Below are 19,170 nucleotides of genomic sequence, written 5' to 3'. Positions count from 1 at the left end.
CATGTCTGCACGCCTGCTGTATGTGATGGACCCGATGTGCTCCTGGTGCTGGGGGTTCGCCCCGGTGGCCGCAGCGCTGATCGCCCAGGCAGCCGAGGCGGGCGTGCCGACGCGGCTGGTGGTGGGCGGCCTGCGCTCGGCCAGCAGCGCCCTGGATGTCGCTACTCGGCGCTACATCCTCGAGCATTGGCAGGCGGTCGCCGAGGCCACCGGCCAGCCGTTTCGATTCGACGACGCGCTGCCCGATGGTTTTGTCTATGACACCGAGCCGGCCTGCCGTGCCCTGGTTGCTGCGCGCGAGCTCGACGCCGAACGCGCCTGGTCGTTGCTGGCGCTGATTCAGGCCGGCTTCTACGAGCAAGGCCTGGACGTGACCCGCCCACCGCAACTGGTCGACCTGGCCGAGCAGGCCGGCTTTGACCGCGCGCAGTTCGCTGAAGCGCTGATTCGCAGCGAAACCCGCAGTGCTACCGCCGCTGATTTCAGCTGGGTGCAAGACCTGGGTATCGCCGGTTTCCCGACCCTGCTGGCCGAACGTAACGGTCAACTGGCCTTGCTGACCAACGGCTATCAGCCGCTGACCAGCTTGCAGCCTTTGCTCGGCCGCTGGCTGCAGCAGGCCGCGTGTGCTTGACCTGCCGGGGTCGCCCGACCCTGTACCGGGGAAGCCTCATGGCGCCCCTGATCGGCTGAGTTGGGCAGAAATCCGCCGGCTGGCACTGCATCACCGCAAGGCCTTGTGGGGCGCCAACCTGGTGGCGATGCTGGCGGTGCTGTGCAGCGTGCCGATCCCGTTGCTGCTGCCACTGCTGGTCGATGAGGTGCTGCTGGGCCACGGCGACGCTGCACTCAAGTGGATGAATCATCTGCTGCCAAGCCACTGGCAGCAGGCAACCGGCTATATCGGCTTGATGCTCGCGGCGACATTCTGCCTGCGGGTTTGCGCGCTGGCCTTCAACGTGGTTCAGGCCAAGCTGTTTGCTGGCCTGGCCAAAGACATTGTCTACCGCCTGAGGATTCGCCTGATCGAGCGCCTCAAGCGTATCTCGCTCAAGGAATACGAAAGCCTGGGCAGTGGCACCGTGGCCACTCACTTGGTCACTGACCTCGACACCCTGGACAAGTTTGTTGGCGAAACCCTCAGTCGCTTCCTGGTGGCGATGCTGACCCTGACCGGCACTGCGGCAATCCTGCTGTGGATGCACTGGCAGTTGGCATTGGTGATTCTGCTGTTCAACCCGCTGGTGATCTACTTCACCGTGCAGTTGGGCAAGCGCGTCAAACACCTGAAGAAACTCGAGAACGACAGCACTGGGCGCTTTACCCAGGCGCTGACCGAGACGCTGGATGCCATTCAGGAAATCCGCGCCGGCAACCGTCAGGGTTATTTCCTAGGTCGGCTTGGCCTGCGCGCCCGTGAAGTGCGTGACTACGCCGTGGCCTCGCAGTGGAAAAGCGATGCCAGCGGGCGCGCCAGCGGCTTGTTGTTCCAGTTCGGCATCGACATCTTCCGTGCTGCTGCGATGCTCACCGTGTTGTTCTCCGACCTGTCGATCGGGCAGATGCTCGCTGTGTTCAGCTACCTGTGGTTCATGATCGGCCCGGTCGAGCAGCTGCTCAATCTGCAATACGCCTACTACGCCGCCGGTGGCGCGCTGAGCCGCCTCAACGAGCTGCTGGCGCGCGAGGACGAGCCGCAATACGCCGCTGCCAGCGATCCGTTTGCCGGGCGCGACACGGTTGGCATCGAGGTGCGCGACTTGCGTTTCTCCTACGCTGACGAGCCGGTGCTGGAGCACCTCGATCTGTCGATTGCGCCAGGCGAAAAGGTCGCGATTGTCGGCGCCAGCGGCGGCGGCAAGAGCACCCTCGTTCAGTTGCTGCTGGGTCTGTACACCGCTCAGGCCGGGACCATTCGTTTCGGCGGCGCCAGCCTGCAGGAGATTGGCCTCGAGACCCTGCGCGAAAACGTTGCGGTAGTGCTGCAGCATCCGGCCTTGTTCAACGATAGCGTGCGCGCCAACCTGACCATGGGCCGCGAATGCAGTGACGAAGCCTGTTGGCAGGCGCTGCGCATCGCCCAGCTCGACAGCACCATCAGTGCCTTGCCGCAGGGCCTTGATAGCGTCGTTGGCCGCTCTGGTGTGCGCTTGTCCGGCGGCCAGCGTCAGCGCCTGGCGATTGCCCGGATGGTCCTTGCCGAGCCTAAAGTGGTGATCCTCGACGAAGCCACCTCGGCCCTCGATGCCGCCACTGAATACAACCTGCATCTGGCCTTGGCGCGATTTCTCAGTGGCCGTACCACGTTGATCATTGCCCACCGGCTTTCGGCGGTGAAGCAGGCCGACCGGGTCCTGGTATTTGACGGCGGGCACGTCGCCGAAGACGGTGATCATCAGCAATTGATAGCTGACGGTGGGCTTTACGCCAAGTTGTACGGCCATCTGCAGCAGACCTGAGCAGTGGCTGGCGCCGGCGGCGCTGCATGAGCAGGAAAATCCTGCATTTATTTGCAATGCGAACGTCTAGCTAGTAGCGGTTTCTCGCCTACGCTGTGCTTGTCTGGTTTGATTAGTGCTTTATCTGCCGCCGTGACAGGGACTCCATGAAGGGAACTCAAATTCATCAAGCGCCTAGGCTGCTGGGTATCATCTGGCCGTTTGTCGCCGTGGTGATCCTGCAGGTCTTGCTGGCCGGCCTGAGCCTGTACACGCTTTCGGCCGTGCGTGCCTATGTCGCCGGCGAGAGCCTCTGGTCGAAGGCGCAGAAAGACGCCATCTATTACCTCAATTTATACGCCGAGCGGCCTGAACCGCGCTTTCTGCAGCGTTTTCACCAAGCCATCGCCGTGCCTCAGGGCGATCACGAACTGCGCATCGCGCTGGACCAGCCCACCCCCGACTACGCTGCAGCCCGCACCGGCATCCTGCAGGGCGGCAACCACCCTGAAGACGTCAGTAGGATCATCTGGTTCTACAGCTACTTTCGTAACATCAGTTTCATGCAGAAGGCCATTGCCTATTGGGATATCGGCGACGACTACCTGCGCCAGCTCGACCTGCTCGCGACTGAAATCCACAGCAGCTTCAGCAGCGGCCAGCCGACCCTGGAGCAGGTCAATGAGTGGAAGGCGCGCATCGCCACCATCAACGAAGGCGTGACGCCGGCCGCCAAGGCCTTCAGCGACGCCCTGGGAGAAGGCTCGCGGGTGCTGCTCAAGGTGTTGCTGATCAGCAACCTGCTGACGGCGATCTTCCTGATTACAATGGCCTGGCGCCGTTCGAGCAAGTTGTTGTCCCAACGCCAGGCGTTTGCCAGCGCACTGCAGGCCGAAAAGGACCGTGCGCAGATCACCCTGGCCTCGATTGGCGATGCGGTGATCACCACCGACGTCGACGGCAATATCCTCTACATGAACGCCGCCGCCGAGCAGTTGACCCACTGGCAAGCTGCATCAGCTCAGGGGCTGCCGTTGTCGGCGCTGTTCAGCCTGCTCGACGAGCACAGCGATGAAGACGCGCGCACCTTGATCGAGCAGGTGCTGGCAGGCAGCCTGCGCGGCGGCGCCGAGCATGCACGATTGATCCAGCGCCTGGATGGCAGCACGGTCTCGGTCAATCTGGTGGGCTCACCGATCCTCAGCGATGGCCAGGCCACTGGCATCGTCCTGGTGCTGCATGACATGACCCAGGAGCGGCAGTACATTGCCAACCTGTCGTGGCAGGCCACCCATGACGCCCTGACCGGGCTGGCCAACCGCCGCGAGTTTGAATACCGCCTCGAACAGGCGCTCAACGGCCTGGCGCGTCAGCCTGGCCGGCATGCGTTGATGTTTCTCGATCTGGACCAGTTCAAGCTGGTCAACGACACCTGTGGCCACGCCGCGGGTGACGAGCTGCTGCGCCACATCTGTGCGGTGCTGCAGTCCGGCCTGCGCGAGGGCGACACCCTGGCGCGGCTGGGGGGAGACGAATTTGGCGTACTGCTCGAGAACTGTCCGCAGGAGCAGGCCGAGCGCATCGCCGAGCAACTGCGCCAGGCGGTGCAGAGCCTGCATTTTGTCTGGAAGGGGCGGCCGTTCATTACCACTGTGAGCATTGGCCTGGTGAGCATGGCGCAAGCGCCCGGCACCCTTGAGGCCTCCTTGCGCGCTGCCGACATGGCCTGCTACATGGCCAAGGAGAAGGGCCGCAATCGGGTTCAGGTGTACCACGCCGACGACAGCGAGCTGTCCATGCGCTTTGGCGAAATGGCCTGGATTCAGCGTCTGCATGTGGCGCTCGAGGAGAACCGCTTCTGCTTGTACGCCCAGGAGATTGCCGCCCTCAGTGATCAGGAAGGGCCGGGGCATATCGAGATCCTGCTGCGCCTGCACGACGAAAGCGGGCGGACCATTCTGCCCGACAGCTTCATCCCCGCCGCCGAGCGTTATGGGCTGATGACGGCGCTTGATCGCTGGGTAGTGCGCAACGTATTCCAGGTTATCCGCCAGTGCCTGAACGAGGGGCGCCCGGGGCCGTTGGCACTGGTGGCGATCAACCTGTCCGGTTCGAGCATCGGCGACGATAAATTTCTTGATTATTTGCAACGGCTGTTCAGCGAGTTTGAAATCCCGCCACGGATGATTTGCTTCGAAATTACCGAAACCAGCGCCATCGCCAATCTGGGCAGTGCCATTCGCTTCATCAATGAATTGAAAGGGCTGGGCTGCAAGTTCTCACTGGATGACTTCTGCGCCGGAATGTCGTCATTCGCTTATTTGAAGCATTTGCCGGTTGACTACCTGAAGATCGACGGAAGTTTTGTAAAAGACATGCTGGATGATCCGATTAATCGCGCTATGGTTGAGGTGATCAACCACATCGGCCACGTCATGGGCAAACGCACCATCGCCGAATTTGTTGAAACGCCGTTGATCGAGCAGGCCCTGCAGGAAATCGGCGTGGACTACGCCCAGGGCTACCTGATCGAGCGGCCGCAGGTGTTTACCTGCGATAGCCTGCAACGCCAACGAATTGCAGCACGGCCTTTGCTGCAGCGCGCGCCAGGGACGTTTCGCTGAGAGTGGACGGCTAAATCACAGGGAATCAAGGAGCTGACAGTGAGTGATGCATTCGTTCGGATTGGGCCGCTGATGGATCCCGCCAGCTACCCGCAGTGGGCGCAACAAATGATCGAAGACTGCCGCGAGAGCAAGCGCCGGGTAGTCGAGCACGAGTTCTACCAGCGCCTGCGCGATGGTCAACTGCGTCAAGCGACCATTCGCCAGTACCTGATTGGCGGCTGGCCAGTGGTTGAGCAGTTTTCCCTGTACATGGCGCACAATCTGACCAAGACCCGCTTTGCCCGCCACCCTGGCGACGACATGGCCCGGCGCTGGCTGATGCGCAATATCCGCGTCGAACTCAACCATGCTGATTACTGGGTGCACTGGTGCCATGCCCACGGTGTGACCTTGGGTGATCTGCAGGCGCAGGACGTGCCGGCCGAGCTCAATGGCTTGAATGACTGGTGCTGGCGGGTGTGCTCGACCGAGTCGCTGGCGATTGCCATGGCGGCCACCAACTATGCGATTGAAGGCGCAACCGGCGAATGGTCGGCGGTGGTCTGTGCGGATGGCGCGTATGCCGAGGGCTTCCCGCAAGAGACCCGCAAGCGCGCCATGAAGTGGCTGAAAATGCATGCCCAGTATGACGATGCGCACCCTTGGGAGGCGCTGGAGATCATCTGCACACTGGTGGGGGAGAGCCCGACGCCGTTGCTGCGCGCCGAGTTGCGCAAGGCGGTGTGCAAGAGCTACGACTGCATGTACCTGTTCCTCGAGCGCTGCATGCAGCTCGAGCAGCGTCAGGCTGGGCGTACGCGGCTGGGTCTGGCAGCCGGTTGATCGCGACTTGGCGCCACGACGCTAACCCTGTGGGAGCGGGCTTGCCCGCGAAGGGCTGCAAAGCAGCCCCAATCCAGCCACCGCGGTGTTACTGGGCGTTGAACGCCTGCCCATTCACCGCCTTGCTGTCCGGCCCCATCAAATACACGTAAACCGGCATGATCTCTTCAGGCAACGGATTGTCCTGCGGATTCTCGCTCGGATATGCCGCCGCACGCATGGCGGTGCGGGTCGCGCCCGGGTTGATGCTGTTGGAGCGCACCGGTGCTACCCCTTCCAGCTCGTCGGCCAAGGTCTGCATCAAGCCCTCGGTAGCGAATTTCGACACACCATAGGCACCCCAGTAAGCCCGGCCCTTGCGCCCGACGCTGCTGGAGGTGAACACCACCGACGCATCCTCGGACAACTTCAGCAGCGGCAATAGCGTGCTGGTAAGCATGAACGTGGCATTCACGTTGATGTGCATCACGCGCATGAAGTTGTCGCCCGAGAGCTGCTCCACCGGCGTGCGCGGGCCAATGATCGAGGCGTTGTTGAGCAGTCCGTCAAGGCGACCGAAGTCGTTCTCGATCATCACGGCCAGCTCGTCATACTGGTGCGCGAGGGCGGTTTCCAGATTGAACGGGATCACCACCGGTTGCGGGTGGCCAGCGGCTTCGATCTCGTCATAGACCTCATTGAGGTTGGCTTCGGTCTTGCCCAGCAGCAGCACGGTCGCGCCAAGCGCGGCATAGGCTTTGGCCGCCGCAGCGCCAATGCCGCGGCCGGCGCCAGTCACCATGATCACTCGGCCAGCGAGCAGGCCAGGGCGGGCGGTGTAATCGAACATAGGTCTATCCTTTGCAAGCCAGGGCGCGGCGGGCGCGCCCTCAGCGATTGATCAGCAGCCGCACAGCGCGCTGTCGAGCACCTTGCGCAGCTCCAACGGGTGGTCCACCACCACGTCTGCACCCCAGTTGTTGGGGTTGTCCTGCGGATGAATATAGCCATAGCGAACCGCTGCGGTGCGGGTCCCGGCGTCGCGCCCCGACTCGATATCACGCAGGTCGTCACCGACGAACAGCACGCTGGCCGGGTCCAGATCCAGGGTCTTGCAGGCCAGGATCAGTGGCTCGGGGTCCGGCTTGCTGTTCTTGACATGGTCCGGGCAGATCAACAACGCAGAGCGCTCGGCCAGGCCCAGGCGCTGCATGATCGGCTCGGCGAAACGCACCGGTTTGTTGGTCACCACACCCCAGATCAGGCCGCCTTTTTCGATATCGTCGAGCAGCTCGGACATGCCCTCGAACAGCTTGCTGTGCACTGCACAGTCACGCTGGTAACGCTCGAGAAATTCCAGGCGCAATGCCTCGAAGCCTTCGTCTTCAGGGCTCATGACAAAGGTCGCGGCAACCATCGCCCGCGCGCCGCCGGAGATCTCGTCGCGGATCAGCTTGTCGGCGATCGGCGCCATGCCGCGCTCGGCGAGCATCGCCTGGCAGATGGCGATGAAGTCAGGCGCGGTGTCCAGCAGCGTGCCGTCCATGTCGAAAAGTACTGCTCGCAAACGCATGCTCACACCTCGCGCAGGGTCTGGATCATGTAGTTGACGTCGACGTCGCTGCTCAGCTTGTAGTGCTTGGTCAGCGGGTTGTAGGTCAGGCCGATGATGTCTTTGACTTCAAGCCCGGCAACCCGGCTCCAGGCGCCCAGCTCGGACGGGCGGATGAACTTCTTGAAGTCATGGGTGCCGCGCGGCAGCATCTTGAGGATGTACTCGGCGCCGATGATCGCCAGCAGGTAGGCTTTGGGGTTGCGGTTGATGGTCGAGAAGAACACCTGGCCGCCCGGCTTGACCATGCGGTAGCAGGCGCGGATTACCGACGACGGGTCAGGCACGTGCTCGAGCATCTCAAGGCAGGTGACCACGTCGAACTGCTCGGGCATTTCTTCGGCCAGGGCCTCGGCGGTGATCTGCCGGTACTCGACCTCGACGCCCGACTCGAGCTGGTGCAGGCGGGCTACCGCCAGCGGCGCTTCGCCCATGTCGATGCCGGTCACGGTGGCGCCGCGTTGCGCCATCGCTTCGCTGAGGATGCCACCGCCGCAGCCGACATCGAGCACCTTCTTGCCGGCCAGGCTGACGCGCTCGTCAATCCAGTTGACCCGCAGCGGGTTGATGTCGTGCAGGGGTTTGAATTCGCTTTCGCGGTCCCACCAGCGGTGGGCGAGGGCCTCGAACTTGGCGATTTCGGCGTGGTCGACGTTGCTCATTGAACAGATCCTCTGAAACTTGAATAAAAGGTGTCACTAAGCGCCAGCCGCAGCTGGAGCGTGGTCATTCCTTGCCTGCGATGCGCGCGCCCCAGGCGCGGGCCATGGCGGTCAGTGCCGCCTCGTCCATACGGGTCAGGCGGCGCTCTTCGAGCAGCTGCTCGCCGGCGACCCAGACATGCTGCGCGCAGTCGCGGCTGGTGGCATAGATCAATTGTGACACAGGGTCGTGTACCGGCTGCTGGGCCAGGCCAGACAAGTCGAACGCCACCAGGTCGGCGGCCTTGCCCAGCTCCAGCGAGCCGATCTGTGCGTCCAGACCCAGGGCGCGAGCGCCATTAAGGGTCGCCATGCGCAAGGCACGATGGGCGTCCAGCGCCGACGCCGAGCCGGCCACCGCTTTCGCCAGCAGGGCGGCGGTGCGGGTCTCGCCGAGCAGGTCGAGGTCGTTGTTGCTGGCCGCGCCATCGGTGCCTATAGCGACATTGACCCCGGCCTGCCACAAACGCTCAACCGGGCAGAAGCCGCTGGCCAGTTTCAGGTTGGATTCCGGGCAGTGGATCACGCTGGTGTTGCTTTCTACCAGCAGCGCCAGGTCGTCGTCGCTGATCTGGGTCATGTGCACCGCCTGCAGGCTCGGCCCCAGCAGGCCAAGCCGCGCCAGCCGAGCCAGCGGCCGTTCGCCGTGCTCGGCAACGGCCTGCTCGACTTCGCTGGCGGTCTCGTGGATGTGCATGTGCAGCGGCGCATCGAGCTGATCGGCAATCACGCGGATCTTCTCCAGCGTCTCGTCACCGACCGTATACGGCGCGTGGGGGCCGAGGGCGATCGTGATGCGCGGGTGGTGGCGCAACTCGCCAAACAGCTCGATGGCCTGATGCAGGGCGTCGTCCGCAGTCGCTGCACCGGGTATCGGGAAGTCCAGCAGCGGCACCGCCACCTGGGCGCGAATGCCGCTCTGCTCGACTTGCTCGCAGGCTTCGCGCGGGTAGAAGTACATGTCGGCAAAGCAGGTTATGCCGCCCTTGAGCTGTTCGGCGATGGCCAGGTCGGTACCGTCGCGGACAAAGCCCGGATCGACCCAGCGGCCCTCGGCCGGCCAGATGTGCTCACGCAGCCAGGTCATCAGCGGCAAGTCGTCCGCCAGGCCGCGGAAAAGGCTCATGGCAGCGTGGCCGTGGGCGTTGATCAGGCCTGGGCACAGCAGGCAGTCGGGCAACTCGCGCACCTGTAGCGCCGCCGGCGCGCGCTCGCGCGGGCCGAGCCAGGCGATCAAGCCGTCGCGCAGGCCCAGCGCGTGCCCTTCCAGTACCACTCCGGCTGGCTCCACAGGCACCAGCCAGGTCGGCACCAGGAGCAGGTCGAGGGGGGCTACGGAGGTCGGCATGCGGCAGCTACCTGAAGGGTTTGGGCGGATCGCGCAGTATACCCGAGCGCCCGCGGCTGAGGCTCGCTATAATCGCCGGCTTTTGATCAGCAAAGCACGGGGAGAGGCGATGCGCGAGCGACTTATGGCGGCAGAGAAGGTGACCGGCATTCAGTGGCGTGACGGCACCCTGCATCTGCTCGACCAGCGCCTGCTGCCGGCGCAAGAGCGCTGGCTAGCCTGTACCGACGTGTCTCAGGTGGTGAGCGCGATCCGCTCGATGGCGGTGCGCGGTGCGCCGGCCATCGGCATCAGCGCCGCTTACGGGCTGGTCCTGGCGCTGCGTGCCCGGCTTGCCGAGAAGGGCGACTGGGAAGAGTCGATCGAAGAAGACTTTCTCGATCTGGCCGAAGCGCGGCCCACCGCGGCCAACCTGTTCTCGGCGCTCAACCGCATGCGTGATCGCCTGCAGCGCCTGCGCCCCAATGAAAACCTGCTGGCGGCCATGGAAGCCGAGGCCATCGCCATCCACGACAGCGACCGCGAAGCCAACCTGACCATGGCCCAATACGGCATCGAGCTGATCCGCCGCCAGCAAGGCAACGAGCAGACCATGCTGACCCACGGCAATGCCGGTGCGCTGGGCAGCGGGGGCTTCGGTACCGCGCTGGGCGTGCTGCGTGCAGCTTACCTTGAGGGCATGGTCGAGCGGATTTACGTCGGCGAGACCCGGCCCTGGCTGCAAGGCTCGCGCCTGACCGCCTGGGAACTGGCGCAGGAAGGCGTGCCGGTCACCCTCTGCGCTGACTCGGCGATGGCGCACCTGATGAAGGTCAAGGGCATCACCTGGGTCGTGGTGGGTGCCGATTGCATCGCGGCCAACGGCGATGTCGCGGCCAAGATCGGCACTTACCAACTGGCGGTAGCGGCCATGCACCACGGCGTGCGCTTCATGGTGGTGGCGCCAAGCACCAGCATCGACCTGAACCTGGCGACCGGTGACGATATCCCGTTGGAAGAGCGCGAAGCAGACGAGCTGCTGGACGTTGCCGGCAATCGGGTTGCCGCGCAGGTTGAGGTGTTCAATTCGGTGTTCGACGTGACCCCGGCTGACCTGGTTGATGTGATCGTGACCGAAAAAGGCGTGGTAGAGCGCCCGGACACCGCCAAGATCGCCCAGCTGATGTGCCGCAAGCGCCTGCATTGAGCGCCTGTGCGCCGTGCAGGGCGCAGCTGTCAGGGCAAAGCTGCCGTTGCTCGGCAGCGCTGCTTCTTGTTGCAGCTTGAGGCTTAAGCCTGATGCATTTTTGTGGTACCATCCGGCAGTTTCCAAGGCCGCCCGTTTATGCGGTCTTCATTGCGCAGATCCAAGGCACAACCTATTGATTTGTCGTAAGTCGTCGCACCACTGTGCGCTGCGGCGACGAGCTTCGTTCGTCCTCTGGGGACTTGGACGAGGTTTCACCAGAAAAAGGAATCAGGCTTCTCATGGGCGAACTGGCCAAAGAAATCCTCCCGGTCAATATCGAAGACGAACTGAGACAGTCTTACCTCGACTACGCGATGAGCGTGATTGTCGGGCGTGCACTGCCCGATGCGCGTGACGGCTTGAAGCCCGTGCATCGCCGCGTTCTGTTTGCGATGAGCGAGTTGGGCAACGACTGGAACAAACCGTACAAGAAGTCCGCCCGTGTGGTCGGTGACGTTATCGGTAAGTACCACCCGCACGGCGACACTGCGGTCTATGACACCATCGTGCGTATGGCCCAGCCATTCTCGCTGCGCTACCTGCTGGTCGACGGCCAGGGCAACTTCGGTTCGGTCGACGGCGACAACGCTGCGGCAATGCGATACACCGAAGTGCGCATGTCCAAGCTGGCACACGAGCTGCTGGCTGACCTGCACAAAGAAACCGTCGACTGGGTACCCAACTACGACGGCACCGAGCTGATCCCGGCGGTAATGCCAACGCGCATCCCCAACCTGCTGGTCAACGGCTCCAGCGGTATCGCCGTGGGCATGGCGACCAACATCCCGCCGCACAACCTCGGCGAAGTGATCGATGGCTGTCTGGCGCTGATCGACAATCCTGAAGTCACCATCGATGAGCTGATGCAGTTCATCCCTGGTCCGGACTTCCCGACTGCCGGCCTGATCAACGGCCGCTCCGGCATCATCGAGGCCTATCGCACCGGTCGTGGTCGCATCTATATGCGCGCCCGCTCCGAGATCGAAGACATCGACAAGGTCGGTGGCCGTCAGCAGATCGTCATCACCGAGCTGCCGTACCAGCTGAACAAGGCTCGCCTGATCGAGAAGATCGCCGAGCTGGTCAAAGAGAAGAAGCTCGAAGGCATCACCGAGCTGCGCGACGAGTCCGACAAGGACGGTATGCGCGTGGTCATCGAGTTGCGTCGCGGCGAGGTGCCTGAGGTCGTGCTCAACAACCTCTACCAGCAGACTCAGCTGCAGAGCGTGTTCGGCATCAACATCGTCGCCTTGATCGACGGTCGTCCGCGCCTGCTCAACCTCAAGGACCTGCTCGAAGCGTTCGTCCGTCACCGCCGTGAAGTGGTGACCCGTCGTACCGTATTCGAGCTGCGCAAGGCCCGTGAACGTGGCCACATCCTTGAAGGCCAGGCTGTTGCACTGTCCAACATCGACCCGGTCATCGCCCTGATCAAGGCCTCGCCGACCCCGTCCGAAGCCAAGGAAGCCCTGGTTGCGATGCCGTGGGAATCGAGCGCGGTGCAGGTCATGGTCGAGCGCGCAGGCGCCGACTCGTGCCGCCCGGAAAACCTCGATGCCCAGTACGGCATGCGCGATGGCAAGTACTTCCTGTCGCCAGAGCAGGCCCAGGCCATTCTTGACCTGCGTCTGCACCGCCTGACCGGCCTCGAGCACGAAAAGCTGCTGGCCGAGTACCAGGAGATTCTCGAGCAGATCGGCGAACTGATCCGCATCCTCAGCAGCGCCGAGCGCCTGATGGAAGTGATCCGCGAAGAGCTCGAAGCGATCCGTGCCGAATACGGCGACGTGCGCCGCACCGAGATCCTCGATGCCCGTCACGACCTCAGCTACGGCGACATGATCCCGGAAGAAGAGCGCGTGGTGACCATCTCCCACGGCGGCTACGCCAAGACCCAGCCGTTGACCGCGTACCAGGCCCAGCGCCGTGGCGGCAAAGGCAAGTCGGCGTCCGGCGTCAAGGACGAGGACTACATCGAACACCTGCTGGTTGCCAACAGCCACGCCACGCTGTTGCTGTTCTCCAGCAAGGGCAAGGTTTACTGGCTGAAAACCTACGACATCCCGGAAGCCTCGCGCGCTGCCCGTGGCCGTCCGCTGGTCAACCTGCTGCCGCTGGAAGACGGCGAACGCATTACCGCCATGCTGCAGATCGACCTCGAAGCCCTGCAGCAGAGCGCCGATGTCGATGAAGAGCTGGAGGATGGCGACGACACCGTGCTCGAGGGTGAGCTGGTCGAGGCCGAAGAAGTCGACGAAGAAGACGGCGACACTGCCGAGTGGGCTGCAGAGCCTACCGGTGCCTACATCTTCATGGCGACGGCCTCCGGTACCGTCAAGAAGACCCCGTTGGCGCAGTTTGCGCGTCCACGTACCAGTGGCCTGATTGCGCTGAAGCTGAAAGAAGGCGACACCCTGATTGCCGCCGCCATCACCGATGGCGCCAAGGAAGTCATGATGTTCTCCGACGCCGGCAAGGTCATCCGCTTCGCTGAAAGCGTCGTGCGTGAAATGGGTCGTACCGCTCGCGGTGTGCGCGGCATGAAGCTGGGCAAAGGCCAGCGGATCATCTCGATGCTGATCCCTGAGTCCGGTGCGCAGATCCTTACCGCCTCCGAGCGTGGCTTCGGCAAGCGTACCCCGCTGTCCAAGTTCCCACGGCGCGGTCGTGGTGGTCAGGGCGTCATCGCCATGGGCACCAAGGGCCGTAACGGCCTGCTGATCGGCGCGATCCAGGTGCAGGAAGGTGAAGAGATCATGCTCATCTCCGACCAGGGCACGCTGGTCCGCACCCGCGTTGGCGAAGTCTCCAGCCTGGGTCGTAACACCCAGGGCGTGACCCTGATCAAACTGGCCAGCGACGAGACCCTGGTGGGCCTTGAGCGGATCCAGGAGCCATCCGAAGACCTCGAGGAGTTGCTCGAAGGCGAGGAGGGCGCAGAGGGCGTCGAACTCGATGCGGTAGAGGCGGCAGATGATGACGCCGGCGCCGCCGAAGAGGCGCCGCAGGAATAAACAGCGCAACAACCCGAGCGGGGCGGCCATGGTCGCCCCGCTTACTGACCAGAGCAGAGCGAGAGTGGATGTGAGCAAACGAGCCTTTAACTTCTGCGCAGGCCCTGCTGCGCTTCCTGAAGCAGTCCTGCAGCGCGCCCAGGCGGAAATGCTGGACTGGAATGGCAAAGGTCTGTCGGTGATGGAAATGAGCCATCGCAGCGATGACTACGTGGCCATTGCCGAAAAGGCCGAGCAGGACCTGCGTGACCTGCTGTCCGTCCCCTCCAACTACAAAGTGCTGTTTCTGCAAGGTGGCGCCAGCCAGCAATTTGCCGAGATCCCGCTGAACCTGCTGCCGGAAAACGGCACCGCAGACTACATCGAGACCGGCATCTGGTCGAAAAAGGCCATCGAAGAAGCGCGTCGCTTTGGCAACATCAACATTGCTGCCAGCGCCAAGCCCTACGATTACCTCGCTATCCCCGGCCAGAACGACTGGAGCCTGAGCAAGGACGCCGCTTACGTCCACTACGCGTCCAACGAAACCATCGGCGGCCTGCAGTTCGACTGGGTGCCGCAGACCGGTGACGTACCGCTGGTGGTCGACATGTCTTCGGACATCCTCTCGCGCCCGACCGATGTGTCCCAGTTCGGCCTGATCTATGCTGGCGCGCAGAAGAACATCGGCCCAAGCGGCCTGGTTGTAGTGATCGTGCGTGAAGACCTGCTCGGTCGCGCCCGCAGCAGCTGCCCGACCATGCTTGACTACAAGGTCTCGGCCGACAACGGCTCGATGTACAACACGCCGGCAACCTATTCCTGGTACCTCTCGGGGCTGGTCTTCGAGTGGCTCAAGGAGCAGGGCGGTGTCGAGGCCATGGAAGCGCGCAACCGGGCGAAAAAGGACCGCCTGTACGGCTTCATCGACTCCAGCGATTTCTACAGCAACCCGATCAGCGTCAACGCCCGTTCGTGGATGAACGTGCCGTTCCGCCTGGCCGACGAGCGCCTGGACAAGGCCTTCCTCGCCGGTGCCGACGCCCGCGGCCTGCTCAACCTCAAGGGCCATCGCTCGGTGGGCGGTATGCGCGCATCGATCTACAACGCCCTGGGTCAGGACGCCGTGGAAGCGTTGGTCAGCTACATGGCTGAATTCGAGAAGGAGCACGCCTGATGGTCGAGCACGAACTCAAAGCCCTGCGTGTGCGCATCGACAGCCTCGACGAGAAGATCCTCGAGCTGATCAGCGAGCGCGCCCGCTGCGCCCAGGAAGTGGCCCGGGTCAAGATGGCCAACCTGGCCGAAGGCGAGACGCCGGTGTTCTACCGTCCCGAGCGTGAAGCTGCCGTGCTCAAGCGCGTCATGGAGCGCAACGGCGGCCCACTGGGCAACGAAGAGATGGCGCGTTTGTTCCGCGAAATCATGTCTTCGTGCCTGGCCCTTGAGCAGCCGCTGAAAGTCGCCTATCTCGGCCCTGAAGGTACCTTTACCCAGGCTGCGGCGATGAAGCACTTCGGTCACGCGGTGATCAGCCGGCCAATGGCGGCGATCGACGAAGTGTTCCGTGAAGTGGCCGCCGGTGCGGTCAACTTTGGCGTAGTGCCGGTGGAAAACTCCACTGAAGGTGCGGTCAGCCACACCCTCGACAGCTTCCTCGAGCACGACATGGTTATCTGCGGCGAAGTCGAGTTGCGCATTCACCATCACCTGCTGGTGGGCGAGAGCACCAAGACCGACAGCATCACCCGCATCTATTCCCATGCCCAGTCGCTGGCCCAGTGCCGCAAGTGGCTCGATGCGCACTACCCGAATGTTGAACGGGTGGCGGTGTCGAGCAACGCCGAAGCGGCCAAGCGGGTCAAGGGTGAATGGAACTCGGCGGCGATTGCCGGCGATATGGCAGCCAACCTGTATGGCCTGACGCGCATTGCCGAGAAAATCGAAGACCGCCCGGACAACTCCACGCGCTTCCTCATGATCGGCAGCCAGGAAGTGCCGCCGACCGGCGACGACAAGACTTCGATCATTGTGTCGATGAGCAACAAGCCGGGCGCGCTGCACGAGCTGCTGGTGCCGTTCCACGACAACGGCATCGACCTGACCCGGATCGAAACCCGGCCGTCGCGCAGTGGCAAGTGGACCTATGTGTTCTTCATTGATTTTGTCGGGCACCACCGTGATCCGTTGATCAAGGCAGTGCTGGAGCAGATCAGCCAGGAAGCCGTAGCGCTGAAAGTGCTGGGGTCTTATCCAAAGGCAGTGCTTTGATCGCAGGCCGCTGGGGGCGCGATGCGCCCCATCGCGACACAAGGCCGCTCCTACAGGTTCTGCGGGCAGCCGTTGCACTGTGTAGGAGCGGCCTTGTGTCGCGATGGGCTGCAAAGCAGCCCCAATGGCCCTCCCAGACTGACCTGATCCATCAACAGGGTTCACACCAGTGGTAAACGCACCAACACCCCAACCCACGCCAATCATCAACCGCCTGGTGGTGGTCGGCCTCGGCCTGATCGGCGGCTCGTTCGCCAAGGGCCTGCGTGAAAGCGGCCTGTGCCGCGAAGTGGTCGGCGTCGACCTCGATGCCCCGTCGCGCAAGCAGGCGGTTGCCCTCGGTGTAGTCGACCGCTGCGAAGAAGACCTCGCCAGCGCCTGCATCGGCGCCGACGTGATCCAGCTCGCCGTGCCGATTCTGGCCATGGAAAAACTGCTCGCCGTGCTGGCCGGGCTCGACCTTGGCAATGCCATCGTCACCGACGTCGGCAGCGCCAAGTGCAATGTGGTCCGTGCTGCTCGCGAAGTGTTCAGCAGCAATCTGCCGCGCTTCGTGCCTGGCCACCCGATTGCCGGCTCCGAGCAGAGCGGGGTAGAGGCCTCCAACGCCGCGCTGTTCCGCCGGCATAAAGTCATTCTTACGCCACTGGCTGAAACCGACCCTGCCGCACTGGCCATGGTCGACCGCCTGTGGCGCGCATTGGGCGCCGATGTCGAACACATGACGGTCGAGCGTCACGACGAAGTGCTGGCCGCTACCAGTCACCTGCCACACCTGCTGGCCTTCGGCTTGGTCGATTCGCTGGCCAAGCGCAATGAAAACCTCGAAATCTTCCGGTACGCTGCAGGGGGCTTTCGCGATTTCACAAGAATCGCCGGCAGCGACCCGATCATGTGGCATGACATCTTCCTCGCCAACCGCGAGGCGGTGCTGCGCACGCTAGATACATTTCGCAGCGACCTCGACGCCTTGCGCGACGCGGTCGATGCAGGGGATGGGCACCAGCTGCTGGGGGTATTTACCCGCGCACGGGTTGCCCGCGAGCATTTCAGTAAAATCCTGGCCCGCCGGGCCTATGTGGACGCTATGAACGCCAACGATCTGATTTTCCTGGCCCAACCTGGTGGCCGCGTGTCCGGACGGATCCGCGTTCCAGGCGACAAGTCGATTTCCCATCGCTCGATCATGCTCGGCTCGCTGGCCGAAGGCACCACTGAAGTCGAAGGCTTCCTTGAAGGCGAGGACGCTCTGGCGACCTTGCAGGCCTTCCGCGACATGGGTGTGGTCATCGAAGGCCCCAACCATGGCAAGGTCACTATTCACGGTGTCGGCCTGCACGGCCTGAAAGCGCCGCCCGGGCCGATCTACGTCGGCAACTCCGGCACCTCGATGCGCCTGCTGTCGGGTCTGCTCGCCGGCCAGCCGTTCGACGTGACCATGACTGGCGATGCTTCGCTGTCGAAGCGGCCGATGGGCCGTGTCGCCAACCCGCTGCGGGAAATGGGCGCCGTGGTCGAAACCGGCGCCGATGGCCGGCCACCACTGACCATTCGTGGCGGGCAAAAGCTCAAGGCACTCAACTACACGCTGCCAATGGCCAGTGCCCAGGTCAAATCCTGCCTGCTGCTGGCCGGCCTGTATGCCGAGGGCGTGACCACCGTCACCGAGCCTGCGCCAACCCGCGACCACACCGAGCGCATGCTGCGCGGCTTTGGCTATGCGGTCGAGTCCAACGGCCCGGTCGCTTCGCTGCAAGCGGGTGGCAAACTCACCGCAACCCGTATCGAAGTGCCGGCAGATATCTCGTCTGCTGCGTTCTTCCTGGTTGCCGCGTCGATCGCCGAAGGCTCCGACCTGCTGCTTGAGCACGTCGGCATCAACCCGACCCGCACCGGTGTCATCGATATCCTGCGCCTGATGGGCGGCGATATCACTCTGGAGAACCAGCGTGAAGTCGGCGGCGAGCCGGTAGCCGACCTGCGTGTGCGCGGCGCCAAGCTCAAAGGCATCGAGATCCCAGAGGAGCTGGTACCACTGGCTATCGACGAGTTCCCGGTGCTGTTCGTCGCCGCGGCCTGTGCCGAAGGCCGGACCATCCTGCGTGGCGCTGAAGAGCTGCGAGTGAAGGAATCCGACCGCATCCAGGTAATGGCCGATGGCCTGGTCACCCTGGGTGTGAAGTGCGAACCGACCCCGGACGGGATCATCATCGACGGCGGCCCGATCGGCGGCGGCGAAGTGCACGGCCACGGCGACCACCGTATCGCCATGGCTTTCAGCATCGCCTCGCTGCGGGCCACTGCGCCGGTGCGTATCCATGACTGCGCCAACGTTGCTACCTCGTTCCCGAACTTCCTCGCGCTGTGCGCCGAAGTCGGCATTCGTGTGGCCGAAGAGGCCAAGTCGTGAACGCCCAGGCCCCCGTCATCACCATCGACGGCCCAAGCGGTTCGGGCAAAGGCACTGTAGCCGGGCTGCTGGCGCGTGAGCTCGGCTGGCGCCTGCTCGACTCCGGCGCGCTGTACCGTTTGCTCGCCTTCAGCGCGCGCAACCATGGCGTCGACCTGACCAACGAAGAGCTGCTGACCAAGCTGGCCGCTCATCTGGATGTGCAGTTCTACCCGGCCGAGGAGGGTAAGCTGCAGCGCATCATGCTCGAGGGAGATGACGTCAGCCTCGACATCCGTACCGAAGCAGTCGGCGCAGGCGCCTCGATGGTGGCCTCGCTGCCCGCGGTGCGCGATGCCCTGCTGCAGCGCCAGCGCGCGTTTCAGGAGGCTCCGGGGCTGATCGCAGACGGCCGCGACATGGGCACTGTGGTGTTCCCGGACGCGCCGTTGAAAGTGTTTTTGACCGCCAGCGCTGAGGAACGGGCGCGTCGTCGTTATTTGCAGTTGAAAGCGAAAGGCGACGATGTTAGGCTGGCGAGTCTGCTAGATGAGATTAGTGCGCGCGATGAGCGCGATACCCAGCGTGCGGTGGCCCCGCTTAAACCGGCGGCCGACGCGATACAGCTGGACTCTACCGAGTTGTCTATCGAGCAGGTGTTGCAACGCATCAAAAGCGAAATCGCGCTCCGCGGTATCGCCTGATGATCAGGAAAGCAGGCAGGGGCACCAGTCAACGTCTTGCCGGTTTTCCTTTAAATAA

General features: G+C 63.4%; 14 protein-coding genes. 10 read left to right on the top strand and 4 right to left on the bottom strand.

Translation table 11 applies throughout. From position 1 onward, the window contains the following. Position 1: 1 nt before the first annotated feature. The 4 genes from HU736_RS10525 to HU736_RS10510 all read left to right on the top strand — a co-directional run bounded on the left by HU736_RS10525 (position 2) and on the right by HU736_RS10510 (position 5,887). Positions 2 to 634 carry a DsbA family protein gene (locus tag HU736_RS10525; RefSeq protein WP_103438218.1) on the top strand — a complete coding sequence of 211 codons (633 nt, stop codon included), beginning with the start codon at positions 2 to 4 and terminating at the stop codon, positions 632 to 634. Further along, the gene (locus HU736_RS10520; protein ID WP_186699964.1) at positions 627 to 2,459 is read left to right on the top strand and encodes an ATP-binding cassette domain-containing protein; all 1,833 of its coding nucleotides are present in this window, start codon (positions 627 to 629) and stop codon (positions 2,457 to 2,459) included. Before HU736_RS10525 ends, HU736_RS10520 begins: the two co-directional genes overlap by 8 nt. 146 nt (positions 2,460 to 2,605) lie before the next feature. Next, positions 2,606 to 5,062, top strand: coding sequence for an EAL domain-containing protein (locus HU736_RS10515; RefSeq protein WP_186699966.1), 2,457 nt, complete (start codon positions 2,606 to 2,608; stop codon positions 5,060 to 5,062). 39 nt (positions 5,063 to 5,101) lie between these two features. Then, positions 5,102 to 5,887 carry an iron-containing redox enzyme family protein gene (locus HU736_RS10510; protein WP_186699968.1) on the top strand — a complete coding sequence of 262 codons (786 nt, stop codon included), beginning with the start codon at positions 5,102 to 5,104 and terminating at the stop codon, positions 5,885 to 5,887. Between the two features lie 88 nt (positions 5,888 to 5,975). Here HU736_RS10510 and HU736_RS10505 read toward each other — a convergent pair whose 3' ends face one another. The 4 genes from HU736_RS10505 to HU736_RS10490 form a co-directional block, all read right to left on the bottom strand. Continuing rightward, a complete protein-coding gene (locus HU736_RS10505; protein WP_101321659.1) occupies positions 5,976 to 6,716 on the bottom strand; it encodes a YciK family oxidoreductase in 741 nt (246 codons plus the stop codon). A 51-nt stretch (positions 6,717 to 6,767) separates the two neighbouring features. Beyond that, positions 6,768 to 7,439 carry an N-acetylmuramic acid 6-phosphate phosphatase MupP gene (gene mupP, locus HU736_RS10500; protein WP_186699971.1) on the bottom strand — a complete coding sequence of 224 codons (672 nt, stop codon included), beginning with the start codon at positions 7,437 to 7,439 and terminating at the stop codon, positions 6,768 to 6,770. 2 nt (positions 7,440 to 7,441) lie between these two features. Continuing rightward, a complete protein-coding gene (gene ubiG, locus HU736_RS10495; protein WP_101321657.1) occupies positions 7,442 to 8,140 on the bottom strand; it encodes a bifunctional 2-polyprenyl-6-hydroxyphenol methylase/3-demethylubiquinol 3-O-methyltransferase UbiG in 699 nt (232 codons plus the stop codon). 64 nt (positions 8,141 to 8,204) lie between these two features. Further along, positions 8,205 to 9,527, bottom strand: coding sequence for a TRZ/ATZ family hydrolase (locus HU736_RS10490; protein WP_186699973.1), 1,323 nt, complete (start codon positions 9,525 to 9,527; stop codon positions 8,205 to 8,207). Positions 9,528 to 9,636: 109 nt separating this feature from the next. Here HU736_RS10490 and mtnA point away from each other — a divergent pair, with 109 nt between their 5' ends. The 6 genes from mtnA (at position 9,637) to cmk (ending at position 19,112) form a co-directional block, all read left to right on the top strand. Further along, entirely contained in the window at positions 9,637 to 10,713 is a 1,077-nt protein-coding gene (gene mtnA, locus HU736_RS10485; protein ID WP_103438212.1) for an S-methyl-5-thioribose-1-phosphate isomerase, read from the top strand. Positions 10,714 to 10,994: 281 nt separating this feature from the next. Beyond that, on the top strand, positions 10,995 to 13,769 hold the full coding sequence (gyrA, locus tag HU736_RS10480; RefSeq protein WP_150571400.1) for a DNA gyrase subunit A: 2,775 nt from the start codon (positions 10,995 to 10,997) through the stop codon (positions 13,767 to 13,769). Positions 13,770 to 13,839: 70 nt separating this feature from the next. Beyond that, entirely contained in the window at positions 13,840 to 14,925 is a 1,086-nt protein-coding gene (gene serC, locus HU736_RS10475) for a 3-phosphoserine/phosphohydroxythreonine transaminase (RefSeq protein WP_186699975.1), read from the top strand. Then, positions 14,925 to 16,019: a prephenate dehydratase gene (gene pheA / locus HU736_RS10470; RefSeq protein WP_101321653.1), complete on the top strand. Its 1,095-nt coding sequence runs from the start codon at positions 14,925 to 14,927 to the stop codon at positions 16,017 to 16,019. The genes serC and pheA overlap by 1 nt, the downstream gene beginning before the upstream one ends. Positions 16,020 to 16,188: 169 nt before the next feature. Next, positions 16,189 to 18,429, top strand: coding sequence for a bifunctional prephenate dehydrogenase/3-phosphoshikimate 1-carboxyvinyltransferase (locus HU736_RS10465; RefSeq protein ID WP_186699977.1), 2,241 nt, complete (start codon positions 16,189 to 16,191; stop codon positions 18,427 to 18,429). Then, complete coding sequence (cmk, locus tag HU736_RS10460) at positions 18,426 to 19,112, top strand: (d)CMP kinase (RefSeq protein ID WP_101321651.1); 687 nt, start codon at positions 18,426 to 18,428, stop codon at positions 19,110 to 19,112. Before HU736_RS10465 ends, cmk begins: the two co-directional genes overlap by 4 nt. Positions 19,113 to 19,170: the final 58 nt, after the last annotated feature.

Source organism: Pseudomonas shirazensis (genome assembly GCF_014268785.2).
GTDB lineage: Bacteria > Pseudomonadota > Gammaproteobacteria > Pseudomonadales > Pseudomonadaceae > Aquipseudomonas > Aquipseudomonas shirazensis.
This window is presented reverse-complemented; position numbering and strand designations above follow the sequence as displayed.